The following is a 19,447-nucleotide window of genomic DNA, read 5'->3' on the forward strand; positions in this document are numbered from 1 at the left end:
CTTAAAGGACTCCAGCCTTTTCCATATCCTCACGGAGCACCTCGATCTGCGCGTCCGTCGCCGCGGCGACAGGCAGGCGCGGTGCCCCAACGTCAATGCCCTGCAGGCGCAGGGCTGCCTTTGCAAAAGTTGCGCCACCAAGCACGCCCTGCTGATGAGCGAGGACTGCCATGGTGTTGGCGTTGATTTCCCGCGCACGGGCGAGGTCGCCTTCCTCGAAGCTTGTGACCATCTCGCGCATCGCCCTCGGAGCCGCATGCCCCACGACCGAGATCATGCCGGTCGCACCAACGGACAGCCACGGCAGGTTCAGCGGGTCATCGCCCGAGTACCAGGCCAAGCCACTGTCCTGGATCAGCGGGGTGGCTTCCAGGAAATTCCCCTTCGCGTCCTTGACTGCCTGGATCGTGTCCAGCTTCGCCAGCTCGGCGATCGTAGCTCCCTCGATCGGGATCCCGGAGCGTCCCGGAATGTCATAGACGCAGATCGGCAGGTCGGTTGCTTCCGCGACTGCGGTGAAGTGCGCCTTCACGCCGTCTTGCGAGGGTTTGGAGTAGTACGGGGTGACCACCAGCAGTGCGTCAGCCCCGGCGTCGCGCGAGGCTTGCGCCAGCTCCACCGAGGTCTTCGTGTTGTTTGTGCCGGCGCCCGCGATCAACCTCGCACGATCCCCGACTTCCTCCTTCACTGCCTTGAGCAGTGCAAGCTTCTCTTCCACCGTGGTGGTCGGTGACTCACCAGTGGTGCCTGCAAGGACGAGCGAATCGATGCCTTGATCAACAAGGTGGGCTGCCAACTTTCGTCCCGCGGCGCAGTCGAGTGCACCGTCAGAATCAAACGGCGTGACCATTGCGACGCAGACGGTGCCAAAAACTTCTGCACCGCGGTTAGCTTTCATAGATGTGCCCATGCCCACAAACCCTACCCCCTCGACCCGCGCTGTGGTACAACAGCACGCCCCATGTGTGGGGCAGTTGCTTGTCGACGCCCCGCCCACGCCCCGCTTAAGCCACGTAGGGACTGGTGGCCATACGCGTGCCGTCGGCAAGCGTGCTGACCAAAAAGTCGTCGAAAAGCGCAGGTGCCTGCTCTTTCAGGATGTCCAGGCACGATACCGCAAGCGAGCGAATCTCCACATCGGCATGCTCCGAGGCGCGCGCGGCGATGAAACCGCGCCAGGCGCGATAGTTGCCGGTGACCACGAAGCGCGTCTCCGTCGCGTTGGGCAAAATAGCGCGGGCTGCCTGCCGAGCCTTCTTCTTGCGCAGCAGCGCATTTGGCTCGGCCGCCATGTGCTCATCGAGTGCCGACAAGAGCTCCTCGTAGACGAAGCGTGAGTCGTCCACGGCGCTGAGGAACATCCGCTTGAGCTCCTCGTCCTGAGCGATGATGCTGGGGACGACGACCTCATTGTCCGTGCTGTGCACAAACCGCTGCGACAGCTGGGAAAAGGAGAAATGCCGGTGGCGCAGCAGCTCGTTGCCTGCGGCACGCGAAAGCCCCCGGATGTAGAGGGTGGCCGTGGCGTGCTCCAAGAGCGCGTCGTGGCCCACGTCGAGAATATGGTGCAGGTACGCCTCGTTGGCTGCCGTGTGGGGGTTGGGTCGATCGAAAGTTTCGTAGCAGGCACGGCCCGAGAACTCGACGAGCGACTCCGCGTCCGTGGCTCCCTCCTCAGGCTGCCAATCCACCCCCTGCGGGGGTTGGAACTGCGTTGCGGCGATGAGCTGCACATCCAGGTGCGATGAAACAGCCATCTGCCTACAGCCCCAGGTAGGTGTCTAGGCCGATAGTCAGGCCGGGGTGATCGGCGACCTTGCGCACACCAGTGAGCACGCCGGGCACGAAAGAGTCGCGCCCGTAGGAGTCCTGGCGAATGGTCAGCGACTGGTCCAGGGTGCCGAAGATGACTTCCTCGTGTGCGACCATGCCCTGCATGCGCACGGCGTGCACCTTCACCCCGTCGACGTCGGCGCCGCGTGCGCTGTCGAGCTGCTGCTCGGTCGCATCCGGCATCGGTGCCATGCCAGCTTCCTTGCGGGACTCGGCAATCCCTTGCGCGGTCTTGACGGCGGTACCCGACGGCGCGTCGAGCTTGTTCGGGTGGTGCAGCTCCACGACCTCGGCAGACTCGAAGAAGGGAGCCGCCTGGCGGGCAAATGCCATAGTTAATACAGCAGAGATGGCAAAGTTCGGGGCGATGAGTACGCCAACCTCAGGGTGCTCGGCCAGCCACTCGCGGACCTGCGCGTAACGCTCGTCGTCAAAGCCAGTGGTGCCCACTACGCAGTGGATGCCGTTGGCAATGCAGAATTTCAAGTTCTCCATCACAGAGGACGGGGTGGTGAAGTCCACGATGACCTCGGCGCCGCGTTCCACGAGCACATCGAGGCTATCGCCGCGATCAACCTCAGCGACCAGCTCGAGGTCTTCTGCCTTGTTCACCCCGGCAACAACGGCGGTGCCGACCCTCCCCTTCGCACCGAGGACGCCGACGTTTAGTCTCTTCGCGGTCATAATGTGCTCCTCATCTTTCGTAGGTTTGCGGTACTTCACGCGTTGTTCGCAACTCTAGCCCGCCGGCACCTCTTACACCGCACCGGGCGTACGCGAGGGGAACTCGGCCCCAGCGCCATATACTTGAATGCATGACACACACGCACCACCAGGCACGCACGTTTCGTTCACTTGCCAGCATTGTCTGCGTCTGCGCCCTTGGCCTGAGCGCATGCAGCCAAGGCGAGAGCGCAAGCGATACCTCCTCCGCCGCCCCAGCTTCCTCCGAGACCAAAGAAGCAGCGACGTCCGCAACTACGACTACGGCTGAGGAAACGAGCTCGGCGGTGTCGAGTGCAACGCAGGCGTCGACAAGCGATCAGCCCCAGCGCATCGCCACCGCTTCCAACCCCTTCACAATGGAGGACGTGCGTGTCACTCAACAGCATGCGGCTGACGTGACCCTGCAGGACATTCGAGTCGGGCAGCATGAGGGTTTTGACCGAGTGGTGTTTGAATACGCGGGCACCGGCGTGCCCAGCTACCTCGCCGGCTATACCGAGACCCCGCTGCAGCAGGCCTCGGGCAACCCGGTTTCGGTACCCGGCAATGCGTATTTAGAGCTCATCGTGCAGGGCACAGCGGGCGACATGATGCGCGCCGACGAGCCAATTACCCAAAACGGATCCAAGGGGCTGAGCACCCGTACCGTGCAGGACGTCAACCTCGCCGCCATCTTCGAGGCGGATTCGCAGTTTTTCATCGGGCTTAACCGGCAGCGCGGATTCCACGTCTACACGCTGGAGAATCCGACACGGATCGTCGTCGATATCGAAGCGAACTAGCCAGCACCTCTATCTTCGCGCCGCATGCGGGCACGCGTTTTGGGTTGTACCCACGCGTGCCCGTTTTATATTTCGCAATACACCGAGCGTCATCGTCCGTTGCATGCCGCAGCGACACCCGAGTCCGGAATTGGTAACCTGTGCCACATAATCATTTGCGAGTGACCGCTATTGCTGCGTATCGTTCGCTATTATCTACAACTACCCACCAACAGATTTTCTCGCCGGCGACAATTCGCCGACTGTGAAAGGTAACGCACATGTTTGATCCGTACAGGCGGCCCACGGTGGCCGTGATCGGCGCGGGCCCCGCTGGTGCCACCGCCGCTGCCGAGTGCTCGTTTTCCGGTTTCGACACCACGCTCTTTGATAAGCGCAGCACCGTTGGCGGCCACCTCACCGCACCTGACGCAGAGCCAGTGTCGAAGCACTTCCGCTACCGCACCCCATATCTCAAGGTGACGAAGGTGGACGGCTCTGCCGCGTCCGCCGCCCGCCACCTCGCCGCTGCCGTCAACGCGGGCGGCGCGCAATTCCGCGCGAACACCACCGTGACGAAGGCGTCGTTTAACGAGGGCGAAGGACAGTGGGAAGTCACGTTCAGCGGTGCCGACGGCACTACAGGCACCGAGCGCTTCGACATTCTCATCCGCGCAACAGGTGAATCCTCCCCGTGGATTGAGGTCCCGGGCCGGCCGAACATCGCGGCAGACGAGCTCTACCTGCACCACGGAGCCGAGGTCGTCGGCCTGCCGAACGCACTATTTGTCGACGGTCCCTTCCCCACCGACCGCGCGCTGAAGCGTCACCCGCTCGCTGTCTTCGAGGCACGTGGCGACTACGCACGCCGCTACGCCCGCCAGCTGGAGATCCGCGGCCCGGGTGCGCTCACCGTCAAGCGAGACAAGTGGCTTGTCCAACCCGGTGCCGTCCGCGGCATCCGCTCCAAGCTGTCCGAATTTGACCCCGCCGCGCATCAGTTCCAGCGCGCCTCCAACTACGCGGACGAGGCACGTAAGTCCGCCCGCACCCTCGCCGACTAACGCTTACAACGCTGCTTTAAAGGAGACATCATGACTACCGTTCACCCACCCAAGAACGACGCAACGGACACCGCCGCGGCGGCCGACCCTGTTACCGACATCGCCGCGCCGCAAGCGGGCCTGCCCGAGCTGGGCCCAGACTCGATTTTGTGGAACCGTTTCGGAGATTGGCGCTCCGCTTTTGTCGCCCTTTCTGCTGGCGTGCTGCAGATCGCGCACCGCGACATCAGCCGCTCGCTGGTTCAGCAATCCAACGTGTTTGATAACGAGGTCGCTCGCCTCGTGCGCTCTGCGTTCCCGATCATCCGCGCGGTCTACGAAGGCCCCGAGGTTGGCTCGATGATCCGCGACTTCCACAAAGACATCAAGGGCACGCACCCGGATGGCTCCCGTTACCACTCGCTTAACCCCGAGGTGTACTACTGGGCGCACGCCACCTTCGCCGCGATGCCCTACCTGCTCGCGGGCAACTTCATGCCGGATATGAACCGCGCAGAAAAGGAGCAGCTCTTCCAGGAGTGCCGCACCTGGTACAGCTTCTACGGAGTCGCCGAGCCGGATGACGCGCCGAAGACCTACGACGAGTACGTCGACTACATGGACGCGATGATTGACAAGCTGGGCCCCAGCGAGACCATCGACCGCTCCCGCATCATCAACGGGCTCACCCTCGACACCCCGGACCCGTCGGTACCGAAGTGGGCATGGAAGCCGGTCGCGCCTTACGTGTCGAAGCTGCTGCTCTGGGTCGCTATCGGCATGATCCCGGACAAGCTGCGCGACAAGCTTGGCTGGGAGTGGACGAAGTCCGACGCCCGTCGCCTCAAGGCGCTGTCCACCGGCACACGCCTCGTCTTCTCGGTCCTGCCGCGCAAGGTTCGCATGGTGCCGATTGCCTCTCGCGCCTTCGAGAAGGCCGAAGCCGAGGGCGGATTCCACTACTAAACGATCCACTGCTCAACGCTTCTAGCGCCAGGCGCTCGCATGTCGCGGGTACCTGGCGCTTGTGCATGTGTTCAGCGTGGCAGTGCCGGTGGCCTGTCCCCGCCTTGCGCACCAACCCCAAATGGAGCTAGCTCCATTTGCACCTGCGCCGACCGGGAAGCGGCAGCGACGAAAAAAGCCCGGCGAGCCACTCCCACGATGCTTCACACCGCGGCAGCGCTGGCCGGGCAGGCAGGCAATTTAAAGGCAGACTATTTAAGGAACGGTGAGTCGCACCGAGGGAGCTTCGAAAGCCTGGCCGTAGAGCGACACCATTTCCATCGTGACGCCAGTCAGGGAAATCTCCTTCATCAGCATGTCGGGGATCTCCACATTCGGCACCGGGTGGCGATCCGGCACCCCGAGCTGATCAAGCACCGAGTTGATGTCGCCGCTCAAATCCACCGTCACCGGGAGGGTGCGCACATCGCGCACCGCCGGCGTCGCGGTCAGCCCCGTGGCGACCACTTTGACCGGGCCGTCGATCACTTTCGTGTCCACGTTGCCCGTGCGCAGCTGCGCTCCGCCACCGAACCCCGGGATCTTCAGCCCGAGGTTGTGTCCGACGAGACGATCGCCGGTGAGGATCAACGCACGCTTTGGCGTGCCACCAACGTTGACATAATCCAGCGTGGCGTGCACATTGCCCGTGATGGTGACCTTATCGGCGGTCACGGTTGCTGGTGCTGCCGCAGGTGCAAGCGGCCCAGCCGCCCGCGCACCTGCGCCCGGGCCCGGGGTAGGACTCGGCACCGGGCTCGTTGGGCTCGTCGGGCTCTTCGGCGTCGCCTGCGTGCTCGGGCGGGCCGGGCTCTGTGTACTCGTGGCACCGCCTGGCGGTGGAGGCACGTTGACCGAAGGCACCGGCACCTTGGGAAGCTCGGGCAGTTCAACCGGTGGCGTTGGCAGTTGCGGGAGCTGCACTGCCGGCTGCGCCACCTTGCGCTCCGATTCCTGCGCGGATACAGCCTGCGTATCGCCAAGCAGGAGACCAACGAGCGCAGTTGCCGCCGCTATCGCAACGATGGAGTTGAGCGCAGTGCCACCACCGAGGCGGGTACTACCGCCGCGCTTTTCATCGTGTGCTTCGTGGTCTGTGAACGCGTCGTCAGCAAATGGATCGTAGTCTTCTTCCTCTTCGTCCTCCTTGACGCGCCGCTTCCTCTTCGCCTTCTTCGGCGTCTCGGCAGTCTCGCCGTCCCCGCCTTCCCAGCCGAGGGCGAGCGCACCGCCAACGATGCCGAAGAGCGAGCCGATGACAAAGCCGCCAAGGTTCGAGGTCGGCAGCGCAATCACAGCCACAATGATGGCGAGCACGCCAAGGTACACCGCGGTCGCTGGCTGCAGCCAGCAGCCCAGCCCGAACATGAATAACAGGACGCCGATCAGCAGCGTGGATACACCGGACACCGTGGAAATCATCACCAAGATGTCCGAGACCTCCACCGTGATGTAGGCAGGCGCGGCGATGACGAAACCGGAGATCATCATGAGCAAGCCCGGGATAAAGGGCCGGTGACGCCGCCACTGCTTGAAGCGTTGCGCCGCGCTGCGTTGCTCTGGCTCGGTGGTTTCAGCACTCGCAGTGCTTGACGCCCCGTCGACAAGCGAATCCTGCCCAGATTCCTGAAGGTTGTGCGGGTCTTTCGGATCAGAGACCGCAGGCATTCTCACTGCCCCTCTCCACGGTCACGCCCACGCCGTTGGCGGCAAGGTACTCCACGCCGATGGAGGTAGTGGTGATGTCGTCCGCGCTCAGGGTGACCTTGCTCGAGTGCAGGCCCCAGGTGCCGGGGGCGGCTTGCTGGACGACCTGGTTGGCGTCGATGCCGACGTTGGCGTCGGTAAGCTGCAGCGCGCCCTTAATGTCGTTCGCACCCACCACCAGGTTGCGCACCTCCACGCTCTTGTCACCGTTGGCGCGCAGGGCGAGGGTGCCCTCCCCGACCATCGGCAGATCCGGCAAGCTCGCAGACAGGCAGAGGTTCGACGCGTAGGCGTGGCCGAACTTGAGGCGAGCGACAGGAATGGTGTTGTCCTCTTGCATCTGCTCACTGTCCACGAACAGCGCGAAGTCCTCGCCGTCAAGGTGCTCCATGCTCACCTTGAAAAAAGTGCCTGAGAGCGCGAGGTTTGCGGTCAACCCACCTTGCGCCACAGCGATACCGGTCGCGCCGAACGCGGCCAAGCCCGCGGTGAGCGCGACTGCGGACTTCTTCCAGTTGATTTTCCCCATGGGGTCTACCTTTCATCAATGGGAAACCGTGAACTTTTTGTACTCCTGCTCACTCCCGTTTCGCGCACGTTAGGCCACAACGCGCCCGCAGGATAGAAGCGGGCGAAGCGTCCGAAACGACACAATCGAGTATGATTCGCCACACACTACCACGCATTGGGTGGCACGCAACAACTCTCGCGCGGACGTGTGTCACATCCATGCAATCCTCGCATGCGCCAGGCCCGAGCGTGGTTCCGCTCCGGCGCAAACACCTTTCGGAGCACGCCGGATACTAAGCAGCATGGAATATTTTCGCTTCGAAAAGTGTGTGGCCTATCCCCCATAGACGCAGTTTCTGTGCTACCGTTCACATATTCACCGTGATGTCTACAAGCACATGAAAAGAGGCAACTGATGTCTACGCCAGTTTCCGCCGACAAGTCCAAGGGCGGCAAGCGCGAGATCCGCCGCTCCCCTCTCGGCCCGGATTCCCTCCTGTGGAAGTGGGGCTCGGATAACCGTATCCAGCTACTCCGCGGCTACACGGGCATCATGCAGAACATGCACCCCGCGATCGGCCAGTCCCTGCTGGATCACTCCAAGTTCTTTGAGGAGCCCTTCGCACGCCTGGAGCGTTCCACCCCGCAGATCATCATGTCCATTTATGACGACGAGGGCCTGTCCAAGCAGATCCGCGACTACCACACCACCATTAAGGGCACGCTGCGTAACGGCGAGCGCTACCACTCCATGAACCCGGAGACCTTCTGGTGGGCGCACGCCACCTTCGTCTACCGCGTCATCTACGCACAGGAGCTCTTCGGCACCCCCTTCACCCACGAGGAGAAGGACCAGATTGTCCGCGAGGGCGTGACCTGGTGGGACAAGTACGGCATGTCCGAGCGTCCGGTCATCGACAACTATGATGACCTGCTCGCCTACATGGACGAGATGGTCGAGACCGTGCTCGAGCGCAACGAGACTGTCGACTTCGCGCTGCGCACCGCACGCGAAGAGATGATCACTCCGCCCGACGGCGTGCCGCTGAAGGTGTGGAAGGTCATTTGGAAGCCGGTCATGCGCCCCGTCATCTGGCTGACCTACGGCACCCTGCCGGAGAAGGAACGCCGCATCCTCGGCCTCGAGTGGACCAAGCGCGACCAGAAGCGCTTCGACCGCATTGCCAAGCTGGTCAAGAAGGTCTTCGAGATCCTGCCCGAGGACAAGCGATACATGGAGCCGGGCCGTTCGCAGATGATCAAGCACGGCATGATCGACGGCAAGTACAAAGAGCCGCGCAACATCGCGCCGTACAACAATGGCGGTGACCCGGAGGAAGAGCTCAAGGCCGCTGACGGTATTACCGTCTCCGCACGCAAGCCCGGTGAGACCGGCACAGACGGCGACGATGGAGCAGCCGCCCGCCGCGCCGCAGGTTGCCCGTTCTAGCCCTATCCCCTTAACGCCACGCCCCAGGTTCGCACCCCGCAACCTGGGGCGTGCGCCCTTGCACACAGCACACCACTTTTTGGAGAACCCCATGCCAATTCAGCGCTTGAAGGCCCAACCGCTTCCCGAGCACTTCCACGAGATGCTGCTCAATCTCACAACCAACCACGCCACCGGTTCGCTGTACAGCGGCGAGCGCCAGGAGGTGACCTCCCCCTTCGTCGATGCACCCCTCGGCTGGGTCGGCGCTGGCACCACAGCAGATGTCGACGAGGCATTCCGCCGCGCCCGCGCCGCCCAAAAGGCCTGGGCAGCGCGCGATATCGACGAGCGCGTAACAGTCCTCTCCCGCTTCCACGACCTGGTCTACCGCAACCAGGACCTGCTTGCCGACGTCGTGCAGCTCGAAACCGGCAAAGACCGCACCGCAGCTTTCGACGAGGTCCTCGACGTCCTCAACAACGCTCGCTACTACTGCAACAAAGCTGAAGCCCTGTTGTCGGACACGAAGCAGGCCGGCGCCTTCCCGCTCATCTCTAAAACCGTCCTACAACGCGTGCCGAAGGGCATCGTTGGTCAGATCAGCCCCTGGAACTACCCGCTCGCGCTCGGCGTCTCCGACGCGGTCGCCGCGCTCATTGCCGGCAATGGCGTCGTGGCCAAGCCCGACTGGCAGACCCCGTTTTCCAACCTCATCGCGTTGCATCTCCTCATCGAGGCTGGGCTGCCCCGCGACCTGTTCCAAATCGTCACCGGCTCCGGTCGCGAAGTCGGCCACGCCATCTCTACCCAGTGCGACTACCTCATGTTCACCGGCTCGACCCAGACCGGCAAGATTCTCGGCGAGACCGTCGGTGCGCGTCTCGTGGGCTACTCCGCTGAGCTTGGCGGCAAAAACCCGATGCTCATCGCCCCTGACGCGGACGTCGAAAAGCATATCGACACCATCGCCACGGCCTGCTTCTCCAACTCGGGGCAGCTGTGCGTATCGATCGAGCGCATCTACGTACCCGACGCGATCTTCGACCGCTTCATCGACGCCTTCCGGAAAGCAACCGAATCGATCACGCTTGGTGCCGGGTTGAACTGGGACTACGAGATGGGCTCGCTGATCAACCAGGACCAGCTCGAGCGTGTGCAGGCGTTTGTCGACGATGCGCTGTCCAAGGGCGCCACCCTGGTCACCGGCGGCAAGGCGCGGCCGGACATCGGCCCCTTCCACTTCGAGCCGACAATCCTCATCGACCTCGGCCCGGACACCGACTTGGAGGCGCAGGAAGTCTTCGGCCCAGTGGTCTACGTGCAGCGCGTGCGCGATATGGACGAGGCCGTCGAGCTGGCCAACTCGCTAGACTACGGGCTCAACGCCTCCGTCTTCGGTGCGCCCAAGACCGCGTGGGCGCTGGCCAAGCGGATCGAGTCCGGCAGCGTCACCATTAACGACGGCTACGCGTCGTCCTGGGCGGCAATCTCCACCCCGCTGGGCGGCGTGAAGCAGTCCGGCCTCGCCCGCCGTCACGGTCCTGAGGGAATCACCAAGTACACGGAGCCGAAGAACATCTCCGAACAGCGCATCATGCCGATGCGGGGGCCGGCCCAGCTGCCGCGCAGGTACTACGGCAGGCTGTTGAGCACCGCGCTGAACCTCGGCAAGAAGCTGCGCTTCCTCCCCTAGCGCGCAGCCTATCGCGCAGCAGAAAACGCCTCCCGCTGTGGGAGGCGTTTCGCTTGTCGCTCAAAGGCGAGGCGCGTTAGTCCTCTACGGGGACCAGGGAGATCTTGCCACGGTTATCAATGTCGCGGATTTCCACCTCGACCTTGTCGCCGACGTTGATCACGTCCTCGACGTTCTCCACGCGGGTGTTGCCGCCCAGGTTGGAGATGTGGATCAGCCCGTCGGTGCCAGGCAGGATGGAGACGAACGCGCCGAAGGCGACGGTCTTGACCACCGTGCCCAGGTAACGCTCGCCCACCTTCGGCATCTGCGGGTTGGCGATCGCGTTGATCTTCTCAATCGCCGCGTCCGCCGCCGAGCCCTCGGTTGCGGAAACGTAAATGGTGCCGTCATCCTCGATAGTGATGTCCGCGCCGGTCTCCTCCGTGATGGAGTTGATCATCTTGCCCTTCGGGCCAATGACCTCGCCGATCTTGTTCACCGGGACGGTCACCGTGGTGATCTTCGGTGCCAGCGGGTTCATCTCGTCCGGGCCCTCGATGACCTCGGCCATGGTCTCCAGGATGGTCTCGCGAGCCTCGTAGGCCTGGTCCAAGGCAGCAGCCAGCACGTCGGACGGGATGCCGTCCAGCTTCGTGTCCAGCTGCAGGGCGGTGATGAACTCGCTGGTACCGGCGACCTTGAAGTCCATGTCGCCGAAAGCATCCTCGGCACCCAGGATGTCGGTTAGCGCGACGTACTCGGTCTTGCCGTCAACCTCGCCAGAAACCAGGCCCATGGCAATGCCCGCCACCGGTGCGGCCAGCGGTACACCCGCGTTGTACAGCGACAACGTGGACGCGCACACCGACCCCATCGAGGTCGACCCGTTCGAACCGAGCGCCTCAGAGACCTGGCGGATCGTGTACGGGAAGTCTTCTTTGGAAGGAATCACGGGCAGCAGCGCACGCTCTGCCAGTGCGCCGTGGCCGATCTCGCGGCGCTTCGGTGAACCCACGCGGCCGGTCTCGCCCGTGGAGTACGGCGGGAAGTTGTAGTGGTGGATGTAACGCTTCGTGTCCTCCGGGTGCAGGGAGTCGATGTGCTGCTCCATCTTCAGCATGTCCAGGGTGGTCACGCCGAGGATCTGGGTCTCGCCACGCTCGAACAGTGCGGAGCCGTGGGCGCGCGGAATCAGCTCGACCTCAACCTCAAGGTCGCGGATGTCGTTGACCCCGCGGCCGTCAATACGGAAGCCCTCCTTGAGGATCTTCTCGCGCACGATCTTCTTCTGCACCGCGTTGTAGGCAGCGCGGATCTCCTTGGCAGTGGCGGTGTACTCCTCGCCGTCGTCCTCGTCGACATCAAACTTATCCAGCAGCGAGGCCTCGATATCCTCCATGTACGCGTTGGACGCATCCTCGCGCTCTGCCTTGGACTTGATCGTCATGATCTTGCCCAGCTTCTTGGAGGCCTTCTTCTCCACCTGCTGGTAGACCTTGTCGGAGTACGGCGGGAACAGCGTAAACTCCTTGGTCTCCTTGCCCACTTGGGCGGCCAGGTCCGCCTGCGCCTTCGCCAGCGTGCGGATGTAGGGCTTTGCAGCCTCCAGTCCCTCGGCCACGGTGGACTCAGTCGGTGCCGGGAAGCCGTCCTTGACCAGTTTGACCACGTTGACGCCCGCGCCGGCCTCGACCATCATGATGGCGACGTCTTCGCGGGTCTTCTTGCCGTCCTTGCGCTCGACCATACGGCCGGCAACCACCATCTCGAACAGGGCGCGCTCGTGCTGCGCCGCGTTCGGGAAGGCCACCCACTGGCCCTGCGGGTGCTTATCGTCGGCAATCAGCGCCATGCGCACGCCACCCACCGGGCCGGAGACTGGCAGGCCAGACAGCTGCGTCGCGGCGGATGCGCCGTTGATGGCAACGACGTCGTAGTACTCGTCCGGGGCCATCGACAGCACGGTGATCACGCACTGCACCTCGTTGCGCAGGCCCTTGGCAAAGGTGGGGCGCAGCGGGCGGTCAATCAGACGGCAGGCGAGAATCGCCTGCGTCGACGGGCGGCCCTCGCGGCGGAAGAAGGAACCGGGGATGCGGCCCGCCGCGTACATGCGCTCTTCCACGTCAACGGTCAGCGGGAAGAAGTCGAACCCTTCGCGAGGCTGGTTCGATGCGGTGGTGGTTGCCAGCATCATCGTGTCCTCGTCAAGGTACGTGGTCACCGAACCGTCGGCCTGGCGCGCCAGCTGGCCCGTCTCGAAACGGATGGTGCGGGTACCAAAGTCGCCGTTGTCCAGCGTGGCAACGGCCTCGGTCAAGCCAAACTCTTCATCGACGTGGACGTCGTACGAGTTGTTGGGGCTAAAGCTGCTCAAAAGATCCCTCTCCTTGGGTCTTGACGTGGCGGTCATCGGTGCCGCCGAGTATCGCGTTCTCTTGCAACGGCCCACATCCTACCAGCACCGGGCCACGCCGCAGCTCAGGCTCCAAGCTAAAACGCAAAACCCGCCGCCCCAAGAAGCTGGGTGCGGCGGGTCAAGGCGCGTTGTCTTAGCGACGCAGGCCGAGGCGAGCGATGAGGTCGCGATAGCGCTCAACGTTGTTCTCGCGCAGGTACTGCAGCAGGCCACGACGGCGGCCGACCAGCAGCAGCAGACCACGACGGGAGTGGTGGTCGTGCTTGTGGTCCTTCAGGTGCTCGGTCAGGTTGTTGATGCGCTCGGTCAGCAGCGCAACCTGTGCCTCCGGGGAACCGGTGTCGGTCTCGTGGACGCCGAACTCCTTGAGGATCTCAGCCTTCTTCTCAGTGGACAGTGCCATGAGTATGCTCCTTGGGTATTTCAGTTCGCGCTCTAGGTAAAAAGTCTTCTGCTGCACCGCAACTGCCGCGAACCACAGTCGATTGGCGCAAGACCTTGGGAGATACTACACCACAGGTGTACCAAGTGCCAAAGTAGTCAGTCGCTCCATGAACTTTTCCAGGAACCGTTCCGTATCCACGCGGATCGCGACTGCGGCGTGTTTGTCCGGATCGTTCAGTCGCGTCTCGTCACCGATGGTGCGCCCGCGGGTCGCCCCCTCGGTGTCCACCTTCATGTTGATCTCGAGCGTGTCCACCAGGTCCGGCTCAAGCGCTACCGCGACGGCGAGCGGGTCGTGCAGCCCGCAGCCGCCCAAGTGCGGTGAGGTCGTCTTATACGCGTCGATGTAGTAGTTGGTTGCCGCGGCAAGGAAGTTGCCCCCGCGCGTGCCGAGCGCTTCCCACTGCGCGGTTTCTTTCACCGTCAGCAGCGTTTGCAGCGTGACGTCGAGCCCAATCATGGTGACGTCTTGCATACTGCGGAATACCAGGTCCGTGGCCTCCGGGTCCTGGTTGATATTCGCCTCCGACCAAGCAGTGACATTGCCGGGGACGGTCAACGCGCCGCCCATCATCACAATGTGCGCCTTCTTACGGAAGTCTTCGGAGGCCTCGACCGCGGCGGCGATGGTTGTCGACGGGCCCGTGGGCACGATCACCAGGTCGTCGCCATAGGCGTTGACCGAGTCGATAAGAAACTCCACCGCTGAGGTCCCTTCCGCCCCGCGGGTGGCATCGGGGATTTCCACCCCGCCAATGCCGTTTTTCCCGTGGATGAACGCGGAGATCTCTTGCACGCTAAAGGAGTCTTTTGCCCGGGCGTGGTCTGGGCCTGCGAACACCGGCACGTCGGTGCGGCCGAACAGCTGCAGAATCGCCAGGGTGTTGCGCACAGACTGCGGCACAGTCACGTTGCCGTAGGTACACGTCACACCGATGAGCTCGGCGTCTTCCGAGCCGAGCGCGTAGGCGAGCGCCAGTGCATCGTCGATACCGGTGTCTAAGTCCAGGATGAGCTTGCGTGACATAGGTGGCGTCCTTCCGCTTTGAGCCGCTTTGAGCGCAGTCGTGCTGTCTACGTCATGCTACTGCACGCCGAGGATCTCGCGAGTGCGTTGCACGTCGCGCGCCATATGCTCCAGCAGTTCCTCTACTGAATTGAACTTCACCATGTCACGGACCTTATCCACGAACTCCACGCGGGCCATCCGGTCGTACAGGTCCGCATCACGGTCCAGGATGTAGGACTCCACACTGCGGCGCGTGTCGCCGAAGGTGGGGTTCGTGCCCACGGAAATCGCCGCCGGGTAACGCACACCAGGTTCCATATCGCCCTCGATTGGCGCGGTGTCGATGATGGTGAGCCAGCCGGCGTAGACCCCATCAGCAGGCAGCGCCGAGACGTCCTCGACGTACTGGTTCGCAGTCGGGTAACCCAGCTCGCGCCCGCCGCGCCCCGCGCCACGCTCGATGACCGAGATCACCGAGAACGGCCGGCCCATGTAGTCGGTGGCCACGCTGATGTTGCCGGCGGTGAGCTCATCGCGGATGGCGGTGGAACAGATGCGCACGTCGCCGTCGTTAAGCAATTGCACGATCGTGACTTCGAGGCCGTAACGCTCCCCCAGCTGCGCCATCGTCTGCGCGGTGCCCGCACCGTCCTTGCCAAAGGTGAAGTTCTCGCCGACGACCACCTCGCGCGCGCCGAGCGTGCCCTGCAGCACCCCGGTGACATAGTGCTCGGCGCTGTCGCCAGCGAGCTCTTGGCGGAAGTCGATGACCAGCAGGTAGTCCACGCCCAGCGCCTCGATCTGGCGGGCCCGCTCCTCCAGGCTCAACAGCGCCAGCGGCGCGCGCTCCGGGGCAAACACCGCTACCGGGTGCGGGTCAAAAGTCATCACCACACAGGGCACGCCCTGCGCCCTCGCCTTCTCCACCGCAGTGGAGATGAGCAGCTGGTGGCCGCGGTGCACCCCATCGAAAACGCCGATGGTCACGACGCAGCCGCCGGAATCTTTCAAGTGTTCCGGAACGCTTCCAAGCCCGTGCAAAATATCCACGCGCAATAGCGTACGGCATACTTGAAAACCATGACCGATCCCCTCGCAACCTCCGGAATCGTCGTGGTGGACAAGCCTGCGGGCATGACGAGCCACGATGTCGTCGCGAAGCTGCGGCGCGCGTTTTCCACCCGCAAGGTGGGGCACGCCGGCACGCTCGACCCCATGGCCACGGGTGTCCTGGTCGTAGGCATCGAACGCGGCACGAAACTGCTCGCCCACCTGGTGGCCAACGACAAGCGCTACGCCGCAACGATCCGGCTGGGCCAGTCCACCGCCACCGACGATGCGGAGGGCGAGGTGACCGCTACCCACGACGCCTCGGCGATCACCGACGCGCAGATCGCGGCCGAGGTCGACGCGCTCACCGGCGACATCATGCAGAAGCCCACCGCCGTTTCCGCAATCAAGATCGACGGTAAGCGCGCCCACGAGCTCGTCCGCGAGGGCAAGGACGTCGACATCCCGGCCCGACCGGTCACTGTCTTCAGCTTCGATATCCTCGACACCCGCCGCGAGGCCAGCTTCGTCGACGTCGACGTGCGCGTCCACTGCTCCTCCGGCACCTATATCCGCGCGCTCGCCCGCGACCTTGGCGCCGCGCTCGGCGTCGGCGGCCATCTCACCGCGCTGCGCCGCGAGTCCGTCGGGGCCTTCACGCTTGCCGACGCCACGCCCCTGGCCGCCCTCCAAGACTCCCCTGCCCTCTCGCTCAGTTTGGATGAGGCGCAGCTGCGCGCCTGGCCAGTCACCGAGGTCACCGCCGAGGAGTACCAGGCGCTCGCGCTCGGCAAGTGGCTCACTCCCCGCGGGCTCGACGGCGTGCACGCTGCGAAGGGCCCCGACGGCCGCGTCGTCGCCCTGGTCAAGGAGCAGGGCACACGCCTGGCCACGGTGTTTGTCGCGCGCCCGGCGACGTTGAGCTAATCAGCGCGCTAGTCCACGTACACCGAGGCGATGACGTAGCCATCGCCGACCACCCAGCGCCCCTCGAACATCGGCACCGGCGTGGGCCGGGCCAAGATATAGGAGACGAAGGTGCCGTCGGGGCGCAGGCAGATGTCCGCCTCGTCGAAATCAAGGAAGCGACGCGTCATGGGGAACCAACACTTGTAGGTCGCCTCTTTGGCGCAAAACAGGAGGCGGTCGCCCCACTCGAAGCCGGCGTCCTGCAGCTCGCGCACCATCTCGTACTCCGTATCGCGCGCAATCGCCCCCAACATCCCCTCCGGCAGCGGCTCGCTCGGTTCGGCGTCCAATCCCATCGAGCGCACCCACCTCGTCGGCGCGGCGACCGCCGCTCGGAAACCGGCGGTATGCGTGAGCGAGCCGGTGTAGCCCTCCGGCCACAGCGGCATCCCCTTCTCGCCGCGCAGGATTGCCCCGGCGTTCTCGCAGCCGAGTTCTTTCAGTGCTTCGTGGGCGCACCAGCGGGCGTCGCCAAACTCGCCCTTGCGCAGATCGACGGCGCACCTGACTTGCGCTTGCTCGCTTGGCAAGAGGTCTTCGTACTTGCTCAAGTCATTGCGACCGTCGGTACGCAGGTAGACGAAACGCGCCTCGGGAGGAAATAATGCCAAGTTCTGCATCTTATGCCCCCACCTCCATCACCGGGTACGGGAATGGCACGTCACGCGGGAATCGCTCCCACTCGCGCGGGTACCCGAGGGAAACCTCGATGTGCTCAATGCCGTCGATCTCCATCACCCCGGGCAAATGCAGGTGCCCGTAAATGACGGCCTGCGCGTTGTAGCGCTTCGGCCACGAACGGGTATGCCTGGTGCCGCACCACAGCGCTATCTCTGCCCACTGCATGCGCAGCGTCGGCTCTTGCACCAGCGGCCAGTGGTTGATCAAAATGGTTGGCCCCGAAATCCGCGACAAGCGCTTCGTGGTGTACGCCAGCCGGTCCCAGCACCACGCGCGCACGTCGACGAACGAGGCGATGGCGTACTGATCAGTCATGACAATGTTCTTCTCGTGCGCCGCCTCGAGCGCTTCCTCCACCGTCATGTTCGCGCCGCGGAAAGAGTAGTCGTAGAGGGTAAACAGCGGTGCGATGGTGACGCCGCCGAACTGCGGGTACGGGTCCTCCGGCGTGATGACGCCGATCTCGCGCATCGCCTGCACCAGCGCCGTGTACTTCTCCCTGCCCTGGTAGCGGTCCGCCGAGCGGGAGAAGAGTTCATGGTTGCCGGGCGCCCAGATCACGGTATCGAAACGTTGCTTAAGCTGCTCCATCACCCGCACGATCAGATCCAAGCGTTCCGCGACATCGCCGGCCACGATGAGCCAGTCAGAAGGATCGCGCGGCTGAATGTCGTCGATCTTCGGCCCATTGCGTTTGACTGCCGCGTGCAGGTCGCTGACAGCCCACAGCGTAGTGCTCATAGTCGGCTCCTCTCTTTGTGCCGCTTTACGACGCCCGCGTGCTCGCCCCGGTGCGCGCCCATGCGTCACCGCGGAAACGCACCACCACGCCCACCAGACGCAGTACCACCGAGGCGAGGTGCCCGGCCCAGATACCGGCCAACCCCCAGCCAAAGACAACAGAGAGCAGCGTGAGCGGCAAGAACGCGCCAAGTACGCTCACGATAGTCAGGTTACGCAAAAAGGCCGCGTCCGATGCCCCCCAGCAGCACGCCGTCGAGGGCGAACACCACCCCGCCGACAAGGATCATCGCGATGAGCAGCCACCACGGGGTATACAGTGCGCTGAGCACCGCGTCATCGGAGGTGAATATGGCCTTGAGCGGGGCGTGGAAGAGCACGAAAATCGTCGCGAGCACGACGCCGAAGCCGACTGAGAAACGAGTGGTTTGCACGCCCACCGACCGCGCCTCTGCGACGCGCCCCTTGCCCAGGGAGGCCCCGGTGAGCGTTTGCGCTGCGATTGCCATCGAGTCGAGCACGAGCGTGAGGAAATTCCACAACTGCAGCAAGATCTGGTGCGCCGCAAGCGTCGCCACGCCGAAGCGGCCGGCCACCGCGGCAGCCGCGAGGAAGGAGATCTGGAAAGACAGCGAGCGCAAGATCAGGTCACGGCCAAGCACCAGCTGGTCGCGCATAACCGCCCACCGCGGGGCCCAGGAACCATCGTGCTTGCGGATGAGCACCGCGAGAAAAAGCGAGGCGGTAATCCCCATGCCCAACACGTTGGCCACCGCCGAACCAACGAGCCCGAAGCGCTGCACCAAAAACGGCAGCGCGATCGCCCCGGGCACCAGGCCGCACAGCGTGAGCAAGAATGGCAGGCGCGTGTTCTGGATGCCACGCATCCAGCCGTTGCCCGCCATAATGATCAGCGTCAACGGGATGGCAATGGCAGCCACGTGCATCCACCGCGCTGCCTGCGCCGCTGTCTCGTGGTCGTTGGTCAGCGCAAACGCGATCGGCTGCGCAAACAGCCAAATTATCGTGGCGAGTCCCAGACCAACGAGCAGCGCCACCCACGTCGCCTGCACACCCTCTGCGATGGCCTCGTCGCGCTTGCCGGCACCAAAGAGCCGCGAACTGCGCGCCGTGGTGCCGTACGACAAGAAGGTCAGCTGCGTCGTCACCGTCGACTGAATCGTGGTTCCGGCCGCCAACGCCGCCAGCTGCGCGGTGCCCAGCCGGCCCACCACCGCGGTATCGAGCAAGAGGTACAGCGGGTTCGCGGCCAGCACACCGAGTGCCGGCAGCGCGAGCGCCAAAATAGTACGCGCGCTGACCTCCGGTCCGCGGGTATCACTCGCATGCTGGTTTGTCCGTGTGCGCTGTCTAGACTTTTGGGTGGACTTTCGGGTGGACTCTGCTGCCACGCGCACGCTCCTTCACTTCACGTCAGATGA

17 protein-coding genes and 1 pseudogene are annotated in these 19,447 nt (G+C 63.9%); 6 read left to right on the top strand and 12 right to left on the bottom strand.

Translation table 11 applies throughout. The features are described from left to right. Nucleotide 1: 1 nt before the first annotated feature. From dapA to dapB, 3 genes are all read right to left on the bottom strand, one after another. Nucleotides 2–910 (bottom strand): 4-hydroxy-tetrahydrodipicolinate synthase, encoded by a 909-nt coding sequence (gene dapA, locus M3G14_RS00525; protein WP_259923865.1) that lies wholly within the window; start codon nucleotides 908–910, stop codon nucleotides 2–4. Between the two features lie 94 nt (nucleotides 911–1,004). After that, entirely contained in the window at nucleotides 1,005–1,757 is a 753-nt protein-coding gene (gene thyX, locus M3G14_RS00530; protein ID WP_259923866.1) for an FAD-dependent thymidylate synthase, read from the bottom strand. A gap of 4 nt (nucleotides 1,758–1,761) precedes the next feature. Beyond that, complete coding sequence (gene dapB / locus M3G14_RS00535) at nucleotides 1,762–2,517, bottom strand: 4-hydroxy-tetrahydrodipicolinate reductase (protein WP_259923867.1); 756 nt, start codon at nucleotides 2,515–2,517, stop codon at nucleotides 1,762–1,764. Between the two features lie 131 nt (nucleotides 2,518–2,648). On the opposite strand from dapB, the gene M3G14_RS00540 reads away from it, so the two are divergent. The 3 genes from M3G14_RS00540 (at nucleotide 2,649) to M3G14_RS00550 (ending at nucleotide 5,329) form a co-directional block, all read left to right on the top strand. Further along, nucleotides 2,649–3,341 carry a hypothetical protein gene (locus M3G14_RS00540; protein WP_259923868.1) on the top strand — a complete coding sequence of 231 codons (693 nt, stop codon included), beginning with the start codon at nucleotides 2,649–2,651 and terminating at the stop codon, nucleotides 3,339–3,341. Nucleotides 3,342–3,601: 260 nt separating this feature from the next. Then, the gene (locus tag M3G14_RS00545) at nucleotides 3,602–4,384 is read left to right on the top strand and encodes an NAD(P)-binding protein (protein ID WP_259923869.1); all 783 of its coding nucleotides are present in this window, start codon (nucleotides 3,602–3,604) and stop codon (nucleotides 4,382–4,384) included. Between the two features lie 30 nt (nucleotides 4,385–4,414). Further along, nucleotides 4,415–5,329 carry an oxygenase MpaB family protein gene (locus tag M3G14_RS00550; protein ID WP_259923870.1) on the top strand — a complete coding sequence of 305 codons (915 nt, stop codon included), beginning with the start codon at nucleotides 4,415–4,417 and terminating at the stop codon, nucleotides 5,327–5,329. A 255-nt stretch (nucleotides 5,330–5,584) separates the two neighbouring features. Here M3G14_RS00550 and M3G14_RS00555 read toward each other — a convergent pair whose 3' ends face one another. Together M3G14_RS00555 and M3G14_RS00560 are read right to left on the bottom strand one after the other, a co-directional pair. Next, nucleotides 5,585–7,036 (bottom strand): DUF6114 domain-containing protein, encoded by a 1,452-nt coding sequence (locus tag M3G14_RS00555; RefSeq protein ID WP_259923871.1) that lies wholly within the window; start codon nucleotides 7,034–7,036, stop codon nucleotides 5,585–5,587. Beyond that, nucleotides 7,020–7,604, bottom strand: a complete 585-nt coding sequence (locus M3G14_RS00560) for a DUF6230 family protein (protein WP_259923872.1) — start codon at nucleotides 7,602–7,604, stop codon at nucleotides 7,020–7,022. Before M3G14_RS00560 ends, M3G14_RS00555 begins: the two co-directional genes overlap by 17 nt. A gap of 396 nt (nucleotides 7,605–8,000) precedes the next feature. Between M3G14_RS00560 and M3G14_RS00565 the strand changes: the two genes are divergently transcribed. Both M3G14_RS00565 and M3G14_RS00570 read left to right on the top strand, forming a co-directional pair. After that, entirely contained in the window at nucleotides 8,001–9,035 is a 1,035-nt protein-coding gene (locus M3G14_RS00565) for an oxygenase MpaB family protein (RefSeq protein WP_259923874.1), read from the top strand. 91 nt (nucleotides 9,036–9,126) lie between these two features. Continuing rightward, a complete protein-coding gene (locus M3G14_RS00570; protein WP_259923876.1) occupies nucleotides 9,127–10,710 on the top strand; it encodes a succinic semialdehyde dehydrogenase in 1,584 nt (527 codons plus the stop codon). A gap of 76 nt (nucleotides 10,711–10,786) precedes the next feature. On the opposite strand, the gene M3G14_RS00575 is transcribed toward M3G14_RS00570, so the two are convergent. The 4 genes from M3G14_RS00575 to M3G14_RS00590 all read right to left on the bottom strand — a co-directional run bounded on the left by M3G14_RS00575 (nucleotide 10,787) and on the right by M3G14_RS00590 (nucleotide 15,614). Further along, the gene (locus tag M3G14_RS00575) at nucleotides 10,787–13,105 is read right to left on the bottom strand and encodes a polyribonucleotide nucleotidyltransferase (RefSeq protein WP_259923878.1); all 2,319 of its coding nucleotides are present in this window, start codon (nucleotides 13,103–13,105) and stop codon (nucleotides 10,787–10,789) included. Nucleotides 13,106–13,244: 139 nt separating this feature from the next. Further along, complete coding sequence (rpsO, locus tag M3G14_RS00580) at nucleotides 13,245–13,514, bottom strand: 30S ribosomal protein S15 (RefSeq protein ID WP_038591150.1); 270 nt, start codon at nucleotides 13,512–13,514, stop codon at nucleotides 13,245–13,247. Between the two features lie 105 nt (nucleotides 13,515–13,619). Continuing rightward, complete coding sequence (locus M3G14_RS00585; protein WP_259923881.1) at nucleotides 13,620–14,582, bottom strand: nucleoside hydrolase; 963 nt, start codon at nucleotides 14,580–14,582, stop codon at nucleotides 13,620–13,622. A gap of 57 nt (nucleotides 14,583–14,639) precedes the next feature. Next, nucleotides 14,640–15,614 (bottom strand): bifunctional riboflavin kinase/FAD synthetase, encoded by a 975-nt coding sequence (locus M3G14_RS00590; RefSeq protein ID WP_259923882.1) that lies wholly within the window; start codon nucleotides 15,612–15,614, stop codon nucleotides 14,640–14,642. A 30-nt stretch (nucleotides 15,615–15,644) separates the two neighbouring features. On the opposite strand from M3G14_RS00590, the gene truB reads away from it, so the two are divergent. Beyond that, a complete protein-coding gene (truB, locus tag M3G14_RS00595; RefSeq protein WP_259923884.1) occupies nucleotides 15,645–16,541 on the top strand; it encodes a tRNA pseudouridine(55) synthase TruB in 897 nt (298 codons plus the stop codon). Nucleotides 16,542–16,549: 8 nt separating this feature from the next. Here truB and M3G14_RS00600 read toward each other — a convergent pair whose 3' ends face one another. From M3G14_RS00600 to M3G14_RS00610, 3 genes and pseudogenes are all read right to left on the bottom strand, one after another. Beyond that, on the bottom strand, nucleotides 16,550–17,203 hold the full coding sequence (locus tag M3G14_RS00600; RefSeq protein WP_259923885.1) for a 4'-phosphopantetheinyl transferase: 654 nt from the start codon (nucleotides 17,201–17,203) through the stop codon (nucleotides 16,550–16,552). Between the two features lies 1 nt (nucleotide 17,204). Further along, nucleotides 17,205–18,005 carry a metallophosphoesterase gene (locus tag M3G14_RS00605; protein WP_259923886.1) on the bottom strand — a complete coding sequence of 267 codons (801 nt, stop codon included), beginning with the start codon at nucleotides 18,003–18,005 and terminating at the stop codon, nucleotides 17,205–17,207. 25 nt (nucleotides 18,006–18,030) lie between these two features. Then, nucleotides 18,031–19,312, bottom strand: a pseudogene (locus M3G14_RS00610) (MATE family efflux transporter). Between the last annotated feature and the right edge of the window lie 135 nt (nucleotides 19,313–19,447).

Source organism: Corynebacterium sp. p3-SID1056, assembly GCF_025152525.1.
Lineage (GTDB): Bacteria > Actinomycetota > Actinomycetes > Mycobacteriales > Mycobacteriaceae > Corynebacterium.